At 63.6% G+C, this 12,465-nt stretch carries 12 protein-coding genes; 11 read left to right on the top strand and 1 reads right to left on the bottom strand.

Annotation, left to right across the window (positions count from 1 at the left end):
• Positions 1 to 62: 62 nt before the first annotated feature.
• From V7E26_RS11890 to V7E26_RS11930, 9 genes are all read left to right on the top strand, one after another.
• Positions 63 to 911 (top strand): ABC transporter ATP-binding protein, encoded by an 849-nt coding sequence (locus V7E26_RS11890; protein WP_324416011.1) that lies wholly within the window; start codon positions 63 to 65, stop codon positions 909 to 911.
• Positions 912 to 924: 13 nt separating this feature from the next.
• Complete coding sequence (locus tag V7E26_RS11895; RefSeq protein ID WP_324416013.1) at positions 925 to 2,328, top strand: hypothetical protein; 1,404 nt, start codon at positions 925 to 927, stop codon at positions 2,326 to 2,328.
• A complete protein-coding gene (locus V7E26_RS11900; protein ID WP_324416015.1) occupies positions 2,325 to 3,476 on the top strand; it encodes a Gfo/Idh/MocA family protein in 1,152 nt (383 codons plus the stop codon). The genes V7E26_RS11895 and V7E26_RS11900 overlap by 4 nt, the downstream gene beginning before the upstream one ends.
• A 12-nt stretch (positions 3,477 to 3,488) precedes the next feature.
• Positions 3,489 to 4,682 (top strand): dihydrodipicolinate synthase family protein, encoded by a 1,194-nt coding sequence (locus tag V7E26_RS11905; protein WP_324416017.1) that lies wholly within the window; start codon positions 3,489 to 3,491, stop codon positions 4,680 to 4,682.
• Positions 4,682 to 5,545, top strand: coding sequence for a sugar phosphate isomerase/epimerase family protein (locus V7E26_RS11910; protein ID WP_324416019.1), 864 nt, complete (start codon positions 4,682 to 4,684; stop codon positions 5,543 to 5,545). Before V7E26_RS11905 ends, V7E26_RS11910 begins: the two co-directional genes overlap by 1 nt.
• 228 nt (positions 5,546 to 5,773) lie before the next feature.
• The gene (locus V7E26_RS11915) at positions 5,774 to 6,064 is read left to right on the top strand and encodes a hypothetical protein (protein ID WP_324416021.1); all 291 of its coding nucleotides are present in this window, start codon (positions 5,774 to 5,776) and stop codon (positions 6,062 to 6,064) included.
• A 209-nt stretch (positions 6,065 to 6,273) separates the two neighbouring features.
• A complete protein-coding gene (locus tag V7E26_RS11920) occupies positions 6,274 to 6,654 on the top strand; it encodes a hypothetical protein (protein WP_324416023.1) in 381 nt (126 codons plus the stop codon).
• A gap of 120 nt (positions 6,655 to 6,774) precedes the next feature.
• Positions 6,775 to 8,139, top strand: a complete 1,365-nt coding sequence (locus V7E26_RS11925; RefSeq protein ID WP_324416025.1) for an MBOAT family O-acyltransferase — start codon at positions 6,775 to 6,777, stop codon at positions 8,137 to 8,139.
• Between the two features lie 12 nt (positions 8,140 to 8,151).
• Positions 8,152 to 9,027 (top strand): hypothetical protein, encoded by an 876-nt coding sequence (locus V7E26_RS11930; protein ID WP_324416027.1) that lies wholly within the window; start codon positions 8,152 to 8,154, stop codon positions 9,025 to 9,027.
• On the opposite strand, the gene V7E26_RS11935 is transcribed toward V7E26_RS11930, so the two are convergent.
• A complete protein-coding gene (locus tag V7E26_RS11935; RefSeq protein ID WP_324416029.1) occupies positions 8,972 to 10,249 on the bottom strand; it encodes a cytochrome P450 in 1,278 nt (425 codons plus the stop codon). The genes V7E26_RS11930 and V7E26_RS11935 overlap by 56 nt on opposite strands.
• 307 nt (positions 10,250 to 10,556) lie before the next feature.
• Here V7E26_RS11935 and V7E26_RS11940 point away from each other — a divergent pair, with 307 nt between their 5' ends.
• Together V7E26_RS11940 and V7E26_RS11945 are read left to right on the top strand one after the other, a co-directional pair.
• Positions 10,557 to 11,258: a TetR/AcrR family transcriptional regulator gene (locus V7E26_RS11940; protein WP_324416031.1), complete on the top strand. Its 702-nt coding sequence runs from the start codon at positions 10,557 to 10,559 to the stop codon at positions 11,256 to 11,258.
• Position 11,259: 1 nt separating this feature from the next.
• On the top strand, positions 11,260 to 12,453 hold the full coding sequence (locus V7E26_RS11945; RefSeq protein WP_324416033.1) for an efflux RND transporter periplasmic adaptor subunit: 1,194 nt from the start codon (positions 11,260 to 11,262) through the stop codon (positions 12,451 to 12,453).
• Positions 12,454 to 12,465: the final 12 nt, after the last annotated feature.

Genomic DNA, 12,465 nt, shown 5'->3' on the forward strand with positions numbered 1-12,465 from the left:
CAACGGGCACTGCGTATGGGTCCCTGCGTGCGCAGGGACGACGGGTGGAGAGGACCGTTCCCATGAACCCGGCGACCAAACCAATCGACATCAACCAGCCGGCCGCGCATCTGCGGCTGGTGTCGGATCGCGCCCGCGGCGCGGCGCCGGGGATCACGCTCTCGGGCGTCTCGAAAACCTATCGCTCGCGCGACGGCGACGTGCCGTCGCTGCGGCCGCTGGATTTCCACATCAATGAGGGCGAGTTCTTCGTCGTGGTCGGCCCGTCCGGCTGCGGCAAGTCCACACTGCTGAAGATGATCTCGGGGCTGCTCGCGCCATCGACCGGCAGCATCATGGTGGATGGCGAGCCGGTGACGAAGCCGCACGGCAATGTCGGCATCGTGTTCCAGAACGCGCTGCTTCTGCCCTGGCGCAACATCCTGTCCAACGTGATGCTGCCGATCGACATGAAGAGGCTGCCGCGCGCCGAATATCTGGTGCGGGCCAAGGCGCTGCTCAAGCTGGTCGGCCTCGAAGGGTTCGAGAAGAAGCTGCCGTGGCAGCTCTCCGGCGGCATGCAGCAGCGCGCCTCGATCTGCCGCGCGCTGGTGCACGATCCCAAGATCATGCTGATGGACGAGCCGTTCGGCGCGCTCGACGCCATGACGCGCGAGAAGATGAACGTCGAGCTGATGCGCATCCAGCGCGAGACCGGCAAGACCGTCCTCCTGATCACGCATTCGATTCCGGAAGCGGTGTTCCTTGCCGATCGCGTGCTGGTCATGACCGAGCGGCCCGGCGCGATCGCGGCGATCTACGATGTGCCGCTGCCGCGCCCGCGCTCGCTGGATTCGATGGCCGATCCTGCTTTCACCGAGCTGGTGCAACGGATTCGCAAACACTTCTTCACCCAAAGCGCGCTGGATTGAAACGGGCTTTTCGATGCCGCCACGCCTGATCGTAAAGGACATCGCTTTTTTCGAACGGCAGGTCAGCTTTGCCCGGCCGTTCCGGTTCGGCGCCGTCGTCATCAACGCGACGCCGCAGGCTTTCGTTCGTGTCGAGATCGAGGTTGAAGGCAAGGGCAGCGCGACCGGCGCAAGCGCCGAGTTCCTGGTGGCGAAGTGGTTCGACAAGCGGCCGCATCTGTCGCCGCAGCAGACGGTGAGCGAGTTGCGGCGTTCGCTGATGATCGCGCGGGACATCTACCTGGCGCACTCCGTCTTTGAGACGGCGTTCGGCCTGCACGCCGCCTGTATTGGCGCGCAGATCGAGGCCTGTGCCGCCGAGGACATTCCGCCGCTGGCCGCGGCTTACGGCCCGGCTGAAATCGACAAGGCCATTCTGGACGCGCTGCTGCGGTGTACCGGCGCCAACTTCTTCGATGGCATGGTGGCCAATATTGCCGGCGTCGATGCAAGGCTGTCGCGAGATCTGGCAGATGGCGATGTTTCGCAGTTCCTGGCGGGCCACAGGCGGCTGGAGCGCGTGGCGATCCGGCACACCGTCGGCATGGACGACAAGGTCGAAGGCGAGGGCGGTGTCGCCGACGCCAGGGAAAATGCCGGCGCGCGCTATTTCAAGCTCAAGCTCAATGGCGATCCCGCGCATGACGCCGAACGCCTGATCCGGATCGGCCGCGAACTCTCCACGCTGCCTTACGACTATCGCGTCACACTCGATGCCAATGAGCAATATGCCGATCTCGCGGCGCTGGCCGCATTGGTCGAACGCCTCGACGACGACGCCGCGCTGCGGCCGATCGCGGCCAAATTGCTCTATATCGAACAGCCGATGCCGCGCGATATCATGCGGGCCTCGCCGCTCGGCGCGCTGGCGCGGCGGGACTTCATCGTCGACGAGGCCGACGATTCCTACGATGCGTTCCCGATGGCGCGGGCGCTCGGCTATCGCGGCATTTCCTCGAAATCCTGCAAGGGCATCTACAAGTCGGTGATCAACGCGACCCGCGCAGCCAAATGGAGCGCGGCGGGCGAGAAATGCTTCATCAGCGGCGAAGACCTCACCTGCCAGGCGGGCCTCGCCGTGCAGCAGGATCTCGCGCTCGGCGCGCTGATCGGCGTCACCCATGCCGAGCGCAACGGCCACCACTACGTCGACGGCTTTGGCGACACCCCTGCCGCCGAAGCGGAAGCATTCCTGGCGGGCCATCCCGACCTCTACACGCGCGACGGCGGAAAAGTCCGGCTCGCGATCCATGACGGCGACCTCCTGACGGGATCGCTGACCAGGCCGGGCTTCGCCACGTCAGCGCATCCGGACTGGTCCGCGATGTCCCCGCTTGCCGAGCCCGCGCCTGAAAATTCCCTGGAGAAAGCAGTATGACGACCAAACGCCTCGGCCTGATCATGAACGGCGTGACCGGCCGGATGGGGCTCAACCAGCACCTGATCCGCTCCATCATTGCGATCCGCGACCAGGGCGGCGTGCTGCTGTCGAATGGCGACCGCATGCTGCCGGATCCGATCCTGATCGGCCGCGACGCGGAGAAGGTGGAGCGGCTGGCCAGGCGCTTCAACGTGGAGCGCTGGTCGACCGATCTCGGCAAGGCGCTCGCCGACAAGAACGACACGATCTTCTTCGACGCCGCCACCACGCAGGCGCGCCCGACCCTGCTGACCAAGGCGATCGAGGCCGGCAAGCATGTCTATTGCGAGAAGCCGATTGCGACCAATCTCGAGGAAGCCATCGCGGTGCTGAAACTCGCCAATGCCAAGGGCGTCAAGCATGGCACGGTGCAGGACAAGCTGTTCCTGCCGGGTCTGAAGAAGCTGGCGTTCCTGCGCGATTCCGGCTTCTTCGGCCGCATGCTCTCGGTGCGCGGCGAGTTCGGCTATTGGGTGTTCGAGGGCGGCTGGCAGGAGGCGCAGCGGCCGTCGTGGAATTACCGCAGCGAGGACGGCGGCGGCATCATTCTCGATATGGTCTGCCACTGGCGCTACGTGCTCGACAATCTCTTCGGCGAAGTCGAGAGCATCTCCTGCCTCGGCACGACTGACATCCCCGAGCGTTTCGACGAGAACGGCAAGAAGTATACGGCGACCGCGGATGACTCCGCCTATGCCACGTTCCGCCTCAAGGGCGGCGTCATCGCGCATATCAACATGAGCTGGGTGACGCGGGTCTATCGCGACGACCTCGTCACCTTCCAGGTCGACGGCACCCACGGCTCGGCGGTCGCCGGCCTCACCGATTGCGTGATCCAGGCGCGGCAGGCGACGCCGCGGCCGGTTTGGAATCCGGACGAGAAGCGCACCCATGATTTCTACGCCGACTGGCAGAAGGTTCCCGAGAACGTCGTCTACGACAACGGCTTCAAGGAGCAGTGGGAGATGTTCATCCGTCACGTCTGCGAGGACGCGCCGTACAAGTTCACGCTGCTGGAAGGCGCCAAGGGCGTGCAGCTTGCCGAATGCGCGCTGCAGAGCTGGCGCGAGCGGCGCTGGATCGATGTTGCCCCGATCAGGGTGTGAGGAGGCCCAGCCATGAACAAGCCTGTCCTGCCGATGTCGTCGCTGTCCCTGAGGCTGCCGACCGCCGATCGTTCGATCGAGACCTATCGCCTGGCGGCGTCGCGGACGTTTCCGGACAAGCTCGAGGGCACGCTGAACCGCGTGGCCTTCTCGGCCGCGCATGTGGTGGCCGATCCGCTCGCCGATAACGATCCCTGGCTCAGCGCCGCGATCGACTGGGACCGTACCATCGCGTTTCGCGAGCATGTCTGGGACCTCGGCCTCGGCGTGGCCGAAGCCATGGACACCGCGCAGCGCGGCATGGGGCTGGACTGGCCGACCTCGCTGGAATTGATCCAGCGCTCGGTGCGGGCAGCAAAGGCGAAGGGCAATGCGCTGGTGTTTTCCGGCGCCGGCACCGACCATCTCGCGGTGGAAGATGCCAAGTCCATCGGTGACGTCATCCGCGCCTATGAAGAGCAGATCGCGGCGGTCGAGAAGGCCGGCGGCCGGATCATCCTGATGGCGTCGCGCGCGCTGGCCAGGCTCGGCCGCAGCGTCGACGACTACGCCAAGGTTTACAACCGCGTGCTTTTGCAGGTGCGCGAGCCCGTGATCATCCACTGGCTCGGCGACATGTTCGACCCGGCACTGGCAGGCTATTGGGGCACCGGTGATCTCGACAAGGCCATGGACACGGCGGTTGCCATCATCAATGCCAATGCGGCCAAGGTCGATGGCGTGAAAGTCTCGCTGCTCGACAAGCAGCGCGAGATCGACATGCGCCGCCGGCTCGACAAGAACGTCAAGATGTATACCGGCGACGACTTCAACTATGCCGAACTGATCGCGGGTGACGCGCAGGGCTTTTCGCACGCGCTGCTCGGCATCTTCGATGCCATTGCGCCGGCGGCGTCCTATGCATTGTCGCGGCTCGCCGCCGGCGACGAGGCCGGCTTCCACGACGTGCTGGGGCCGACGGTGCCGCTGTCGCGCCATATCTTCCGGGCGCCGACGCGGTTCTACAAGACCGGCATCGTCTTCATGGCCTATCTCAACGGCCATCAGGATCACTTCACCATGGTCGGCGGGCAGGAGAGTACGCGCTCGACGCTGCATCTGGCCGAACTGTTCCGTCTCGCCGACAAGGCCGGGCTGCTCGCCAACCCCGAACTGGCGACGCGGCGCATGAAGATGGTGCTGGCAACGCGCAGCATCGAAGCCTGATGCGTGATTTCTCGGGCGATCATCGCTGGCTGTCGCTGAACACGGCGACCGTCCGCAAGCAGGGCGACCTTGTCGCCATCATCGAGGCCTGCGCGCGGCATGGTATCCGCGCCATAGATCCCTGGCGCGACCAGGTTGCGGCTGTCGGCCTCGACCGTGCGGTTCGCGCGGTGCGCGATGCCGGGCTCGAACTGTCCGGCTACTGTCGTGGCGGCATGTTCACCGCAGATGCTGTGCACCGCATCGAGGCGCGTGACGACAATCGCCGCGCAATCGACGAAGCCAGGGCGCTCGGCGCACCCTGCATCGTGCTTGTTGTCGGCGGCCTGCCGCAATATTCGCGCCCGGGAAGCGCAGCTTCGAAGGACATCGTGGCCGCACGCACGCAGGTCCATGACGCCATCGCGGAAATGATGGAGTATGCAGGGCAGGCGAACATGCCGCTTGCGATCGAGCCGCTGCATCCGGCCTATGCCGCCGACCGCGCCTGCGTGAATACGACGAAGCAGGCGCTTGATATCTGCGACCAGCTTGATCCGGAGCGCACCGGCGCGCTCGGCGTCGCGCTCGACGTCTATCACATCTGGTGGGATCCGGAGGTCATGACGCAGATCGCGCGCGCCGGCAGCGATCGCCTGCTTGCATTTCATGTCTGCGACTGGCTGGTGCCGACAAGGGACATCCTCAATGACCGCGGCATGATGGGCGACGGCGTCATCGACATCAAGTCCGCGCGAGCGGCCGTCGAGGCGCAGGGTTATGCCGGCTATTCCGAGATCGAAATCTTCTCCAACGACTGGTGGGCGATGCCGATGGACGAGGTCCTGCAAACCTGCATCGCGCGGCACCGCACGGTGGTCTAGCCCCGCCGCGCGGCCGCTGTGTCAGCGACGGACGATGTTGTGTCGTTGCTGAACTGCGGCACGGCCGCTGTACGGACAACGTCGCGAAACGCGACAGCGCGCCGGTTCCAGATTTAACGTTTGTTGGGGGTATTTAGCTTAACAAAGGGTTAGCGTTGCGCCCGCAAGAACTACGGCGCTAGCTACGCTTTATGGAGAAAGGTTTCTCCGCAAGCGATGAGCGATACCATGAAGATCCTTTACGCAATTGCGGCCCTCGTTCTGCTGTCGTCGTCGGCACAGGCGTGGCAGGTCGTGGAACGCTGCACCTCCAGCAAGTTCTATGGCAGGGTCTGCACGACATCCTATCTCGACGACCCCGCGCGCAATGCCGCGCAGGAGCAGGAGGACGAGAAGGCAAGGCGAGCTTCCATTGAAAAGTGGGAAGCGTTCTGCAAGCCGAAGCGTACCTATGATGACGAAGGCGTCACCCGCCTGACCTATGCCCGCAAGGGCTGCGAGTTCGGCCGTAGCGAGTAAGCGCCGGCCTTCGCTCCTCGCCGCCGGCGAGGAGCATTTTCGCGCGTCTGGCGCGATGATTTCGGCGCCGTGCGCGGCTCATACGCGGCGAAGAACCGCTAAATCTTTATCGATCAAATTGCGATCCGGTTAGTCACGCCGCTTTACGGCGCCTCAATGCTTGTCCGTCAATGCTGACGTAAAGGCATTCATTTCAAGAGGCAGGGTCAATGCGCGTCCTCATCGCAATCTCGATCGTCGTCGCTTCGGTTTCGTCCGCATCAGCGCAGTTCGCGATGGACCATGGCCATGCCGCGGACGCCGCTTCGGCCGCTCGCTCGGCCAGGGCTGCCGAAGCCGCCAAGGCGTCGGCCATTGCCAACGGAACGCCGCTGCTTGCAAGCCAGCAAACCAACTTCTACGTCGGCGGGCAGGGCACGATAAAGGTCGTGCCCCGGACCGCGGAAGAGCTGAAGGCCGATGAAGCCGGCCAGGCCGCATGGAAGGCCCGTTGCCGGCCAGTCGTGGTGGAAGACAGCGAGGGCCTGCGGCGCGTGAAATATGCCGAGCGCGATTGCGATCTTTCCCGCTTCAACACCGCCGGTAATTAGAACTCTCTGATCTCAGCAGTCCGGCGGCGTTCGGGCTGTCCGGCGGTATCGAAGGCCTGGTTCCGGCTAGGCCTGATGGGATCGAAATGCTAGGCCTTCCCCAACACCCGTTGGGGCGGCATGACCTTCACATCCTGGCAATTCGGCGTCTTCGTCGCGATCGTTTTCGCGGCGTATTATCTTCCGGCACTACGGCGCTTTCAGGTCCAGTTGCTGGTGTTCGCCAGCCTGTTTTTCTACGGATACGGCCAGCCGGAATTGTTGGCGCTGCTGGCCGTCGCCGTGTTCGGAACCTATCTGTTTCTTGTGCTCGCCTTGCGAAACCGGCGGGTCTGGCTGCCGGTCGGCATTACCTTCAACCTCGCGCTGCTGGCCTTCTTCAAATACAAGTTTCTGTTCCTCGATCCGGCGTCTCCCAGCCTGGTGGGTTTTGCGCCGCTTGACCTTCTTCTGAAACTGCCGCTGCCGATCGGTATTTCGTTCTTCGTCTTCCACAATATCAGCCTGCTGGTCGACCTGACCCGGCACAAAGCGACGCCGCCGACGCTGACCGGCGTCTTCCTCTACATCATCTTCTTTCCGCAGCTCGTGTCCGGGCCGATCACGCGTGCGGAAATGTTCATGCCGCAGATCAAGCCGAAATATTTTGCGGACATTCCGTTCGTCGACGCTGCGAAATGGATCATCTGCGGGTTCTTCTTCAAGCTGTATGTCGCGAACAACCTCGATGAGATGACGTCCTATATGAGCTTCCCGCTCTATGAGACGCTGCAGACTCAGGATCGCTGGCTGCTGGTGTTCCTCTACAGCTATCAGATCTATGCTGACTTCTTCGGCTATTCCGCGATTGCGCTCGGCCTTGGCCTGTTGTTCGGCTACCGCCTGCCGGTCAATTTCGATCTTCCCTATATCTCGGCTTCGTTCTCCGAATTCTGGACGCGCTGGCATATCTCGCTGTCAAGCTGGCTGCGGACCTATCTTTACATTCCGCTCGGCGGCAATCGCCACGGGGTATGGCGGACCTATTTGAACCTGATGGTCGTGATGGGGCTGGGCGGCCTCTGGCATGGCGCCGGCCTCGGCTATCTGGCGTGGGGATTGATGCACGGCCTGCTGCTGGTGCTCGAACGCCCCATGTTGCCGTGGCTGGCGTCGATCGACGTCGCGGCGTTTCGGGTGGCGCGCAGGACTGTCGTCTTTACCTGTGTCACCATGCTCTGGATTTTCTTCAAGCTGCCCAATTTCGATCATGCGGCCGGCTACCTCGCTGGAATGTTCGCACCGAGCACGAATCCGAACCCGACAAAACTGTTCTACAGCCTGGCGCTGCTCTATTCGCTGCCGGTCATGATCCAGCATCTCGGCCTGCGTCTTCTGTCGGAGGCAAGGTTGCGCCTGATGGAGCCGTATCTCTACGGCGCGATGGCCGCGCTGACATATCTCGAAGCCGGTCCCGAAACGTCGTTCATCTATTTTCAGTTCTAGGCGAGGAAAAGCGTGTCTGCCGCTCGGTGGTTGATGAAATGCGGTGTCGGTGCGGCGGTCGGCCTGATCGCCTGCGGTGTCGCCACGGCTCGGTTCGGCAGCGGGCTGCAGTTACCTGCGACGACGACGCGGGACGGCACGCTGATCACCCTGAGCCGCTACATGCGCGAGGCGCTGCCTGACGTGGTGCTGCTGGGCAGCTCGCTCACATTCCGCCTCAAGGAGGAATATTTTGCGACGCCAAGGTTGCGGAACCTGGCGCTTGCGGGAGGCTCGCCGGTGACCGGGCTGGAGATCGTCGCGAACCAGCCGCGCCTTCCGAACATCATTCTGGTCGAGGCAAATGTTCTGACACGGCCGGCCGACACCGCGCTGGTCGAGCGCTACTCGCGCGGCAGCACCGAGCCGTGGTTCTTTCGCCCGGTCAGGGCAGCGGTTGCCGCCTATGAGCAGCGGCTGCACGCCCCGCTTACGCACGAGCAGGTCGCGCAAAATCTGCGCAGACTGATCGAGCAGCCGCCGAGCGATTTCGACAATAAGGTCTACGCGGATCGCGCTCTGCAGCAGTTCGATGCGGAAGATCCGACGCATGCGTCGCAGCTAAATGCCAAGAGAATTGGCGAGTTGATCGACACCCTGGAGCAGCGCGGCGCGCGAGTCCTTCTGTTCGAGCTTCCCTATTCCGGGCCGATCGAAGGCTCGAGATATGCGGCGATCACGCGGCAGGTGGTTCACGCCGCATTTCCGGATTCGACCCGATGGCTGCCGATCGAGGTGAACCGGCGCGAGTTGCGCTGGGGCGACGGCGTTCATCTCGACGAACGCTCCGCGGTCATCGTGAGCCAGGCGATGGAACGCGCGTTGGCGTCGCTGCTTGCGGCGAAATAGCCTGGCCAATCCTGCACGGCACGCTCAGATACCCGCGAAAGCGCACGCGGCCGCCACGGACCGGCTCGCCATCGAGCGCATAATCCGGAAAGCGCGCCAGGAAGCGCGAGATCGCAATCGCGCCCTCGAGCCGCGCCAGGGCCATCCCGGCGCATTGATGCGCGCCGGTGCCGAAGGCGAGATGCCGGTTCGGCGTGCGGCCGACATCGAAACGCTCGGGATCGGCGAACTGCGCCGGGTCGCGGTTGGCGGCACCGATGCACAGCGTCACCGATGTACCCGCCGGCATCGCCACGCCGCCGAGTTCGCACGGCTCCACGGTCATGCGGTTGCCGAGCTGGTTCGAGCTCTCGAACCGCAGCATTTCCTCAATGGCGGTCTTGATCAGCGCGGGCTGCTCGATCAGGCGTCGTTTCTCGCCCGGATTGTTCGACAGCGTCACCAGGCCGTTGCCGATCAGGTTGGTGGTGGTCTCGTGGCCGGCATTGAGCAGGAAGATGCAGTTGTGCAGCAGTTCCTTCTCGGTCAGCCGCTCGCCATTATCCTCGCCCTGAATCAGCCGCGTCAGCACGTCGCCGTCGGGATTGCCCGGCCTGGCCCGCCGCCGCGCCACCAGCACCTCCAGATAGGCGAGGAAATCGCTCACCGCCTTGTTGCCCCGGGCAAATGCCTCCGGGCCGATCACCGGCTCCAGCGCGCCGAGGATCGCCAGCGACCAGTCGCGCAGCGGCTCGCGCTCGTCCTGCGGCACGTCGAGCAGATTGCCGATCACTTCGATCGGGATGGCGGTGGCGAAATCGTCGATCAGGTCAACCTTGCCCTTGGCGGCGATGGCGTCGAGCAGGCGGTCGACCAGCCGGATCAGGTCGGGCTCCATGCCGGCGATCGCGCGCGGCGAGAGCGCGCCCATGATCAATCGCCGGACGCGGGTATGGGCGGGAGGATCGTTGAAGACGAGGCTCGTGGTGTGATGCTCGAACAGCGGGGAGTTACCGTATTTCGGCGAGAACTCCTTCTTCTTGTCCGAAGAGAAGGCCCTGGTGTTCTTGTAGGCCGCGACCAGGTCGTCATAGCGGGTCAGGAAATAGGAACCGTTCGGCAGGCGCTTGACCGGCTCGTTCTCGCGCAGCGCCCGGTAGGTCGGGTAGGGGTTGGCGTAGAACCCGGGCGTCAGCTTTTCGAGATCGAATGTGGCCGCCAGTTCGCGCGCATCTAGATCCATGGCTCGCCATATGCTTTGGAAGGAACCAGCCGGTGCGGCCATCCAATTAGTCGCAATTGCAACGATCTTAGATGGCGGCCCCCGGCCGTCAAGCCGCAGTTGCGGCCGGCAACCAGAGGTTCTCGCAACGCCTTGGGGTTGCACGCGAATCCAAATGAGCTGACAGGGTGTGCGCCAATTTTCGCGAAAAATCACGCTCAAACAAGGCGATGACGCTGTGTCATTGCCGCCACCCTGCCTGGGAATTCATTTGGTGCGCTGCAATAGCTGCTTGACTTCGTCTAGGTGAGTAATTACTCACGCCCCCATGTCTACCCTGCGCATGACCAGTGACTTGCGGCGCCAATTGATCCTGAGCGCCGCCAAGAGATGCTTCGCCCGCAACGGCTTTGCCGGCACCACGACCAAGAGCGTGGCGGCCGCCGCGGCTATTTCGGAAGGGCTGTTGTTCAAACACTTCCCGTCCAAGGGTGCGCTCTATGCAGAGATCCTGGCCGAGGAGTGCGAGGCCGATCCGGATTTCGCCAACCTGCTCGGCCAGGAGCCTTCGACGGCCACGCTGGTGGAACTGGTCAAGGGGATGGTCGGCTACTTCATCGAAGTGTCCGATGGCTCCGACCAGGAGGAAGCGCAGCGCTTGCGGCTGATGACGACGAGCCATCTTGACGATGGCGAGTTCGCGCGGCTGCTCTATGACAAGATCGGCGGCCTGATCGGGCCGGTGTTTGCGGCGTCGATCGAAAACGCTGTTGCGGCCGGCGATGCGGCGCGGATCGGCAGCGATCCGCTCAACCTGTTCTGGTTCGCGCACCACACCGTGCTGATGTCGGCGCTGACGCGGCTTCCGGCCGTGCCCTGTCTCGCCTACGGCAACGCCGCCGATCTGGAGCGGCAGCTTACTCAATTCATCCTGCGCGGCATCGGACTTACCGAGGCCGCAATTGCTTCTCATCTGGACGGCGAGCTGTCACCGAAACCGGGACAATCGGTAACTGCGGAAAGTGCATGACATGAATATCGTGACTGAACCCAAACTTTCGGGCAAGCCGATTACCGATAAGCCGCACAAGCGGCCGGTTCGGACGGTGCGCTGGTTCTTGATCGTTGGGGTGCTGCTTGGCGCCGTCGTCGGCGGCCTGGTGTTCTTCAAGTTCGTGTTCCTGCCCAATCTGTTCAAGCAGATTTTCAGCAAGCCGCCGCCGCCGATCAGCGTCAACATCGCCGCGGCCAAGACCGAAACCATTCCGAATCTCCTGACCGCGGTCGGCGATCTCGCCGCCGTGCACCAGGTCAACGTGACGTCTGACGTCAACGGCCGTATCACCGACATCATGTTCAAGGCGGGCGCCACCGTGAAGCAGGGTGCGCCGCTGGTGCAGTTGTTTGACGGTCCGGAGCAGGGCGACCTCGCCAACTTCAAGGCGCAGCAGCGTGTCGCGCAGATCACGCTGGACCGCGCCAAGCAACTGGCAGAGCGTCAGGTCGGACCGCAGGCGACGGTCGACAACGCCCAGGCGGTGTTCGAACAGGCCAGCGCCGGCATCGCCAAGACCGAAGCGATCATCTCGCAGAAGATGGTGCGGGCGCCGTTCGACGGTGAGCTCGGCGTGCGCAAGGTCGAGGTCGGGCAATATCTGACTGCCGGCACGCAGATCGTCTCCCTGACCGATCTGTCGATGCTGTTCGCCAACTTCACCGTGACGGAGAAGGATTCCGGCCAGCTCAAGGTCGGCCAGATCGTTCGTATCGCCGTCGACGCCTATCCGGGCCGCACCTTCGAAGGCAAGATCACGACGATCGAGCCGCAGATTGCGACCGACACGCGCAACATTCGCGTGCAGGCGACGATCCAGAACCCGGACAAGATCCTCAAACCCGGCATGTTCGCGACCACCACGGTGGTGCTGCCGGACAAGCCGCCCGTCATCACGGTGCCGGAGACCGCGGTCGACTACACGCTCTATGGCGACTCGGTCTATCTCCTCACCGAGAAGAAGGAGGAGGATGGCAAGACCAGCCTCACGGTGACCCGGACCTTCGTGCAGACCGGCAACCGCGTGGATGGACGCGCCGAAATCCTCAAGGGCCTGAAGGAGGGCGACCGCGTCGTGGCCGTCGGCCAGCTCAAGCTGCAATCGGGAGCCGCGGTGACGATCTCGAACGATCCGTTGCCGCCGATTCCGGCAAAGCCGCCGCGCTACTGACGGATAATCGCG

This window comes from Bradyrhizobium sp., from assembly GCF_036735945.1.
In the GTDB taxonomy this organism is placed as follows: domain Bacteria; phylum Pseudomonadota; class Alphaproteobacteria; order Rhizobiales; family Xanthobacteraceae; genus Bradyrhizobium.

Excerpts from the sequence above, each read along its gene's own strand:
- V7E26_RS11940 (WP_324416031.1), top strand. The coding sequence starts at position 10,557 with ATGTCTACCCTGCGCATGACCAGTGACTTGCGGCGCCAATTGATCCTG.
- V7E26_RS11910 (WP_324416019.1), top strand. The coding sequence starts at position 4,682 with ATGCGTGATTTCTCGGGCGATCATCGCTGGCTGTCGCTGAACACGGCG.
- V7E26_RS11945 (WP_324416033.1), top strand. The coding sequence starts at position 11,260 with ATGAATATCGTGACTGAACCCAAACTTTCGGGCAAGCCGATTACCGAT.
- V7E26_RS11905 (WP_324416017.1), top strand. The coding sequence starts at position 3,489 with ATGAACAAGCCTGTCCTGCCGATGTCGTCGCTGTCCCTGAGGCTGCCG.
- V7E26_RS11920 (WP_324416023.1), top strand. The coding sequence starts at position 6,274 with ATGCGCGTCCTCATCGCAATCTCGATCGTCGTCGCTTCGGTTTCGTCC.
- V7E26_RS11895 (WP_324416013.1), top strand. The coding sequence starts at position 925 with ATGCCGCCACGCCTGATCGTAAAGGACATCGCTTTTTTCGAACGGCAG.
- V7E26_RS11925 (WP_324416025.1), top strand. The coding sequence starts at position 6,775 with ATGACCTTCACATCCTGGCAATTCGGCGTCTTCGTCGCGATCGTTTTC.
- V7E26_RS11915 (WP_324416021.1), top strand. The coding sequence starts at position 5,774 with ATGAAGATCCTTTACGCAATTGCGGCCCTCGTTCTGCTGTCGTCGTCG.
- V7E26_RS11900 (WP_324416015.1), top strand. The coding sequence starts at position 2,325 with ATGACGACCAAACGCCTCGGCCTGATCATGAACGGCGTGACCGGCCGG.
- V7E26_RS11935 (WP_324416029.1), bottom strand. The coding sequence starts at position 10,249 with ATGGATCTAGATGCGCGCGAACTGGCGGCCACATTCGATCTCGAAAAG.
- V7E26_RS11890 (WP_324416011.1), top strand. The coding sequence starts at position 63 with ATGAACCCGGCGACCAAACCAATCGACATCAACCAGCCGGCCGCGCAT.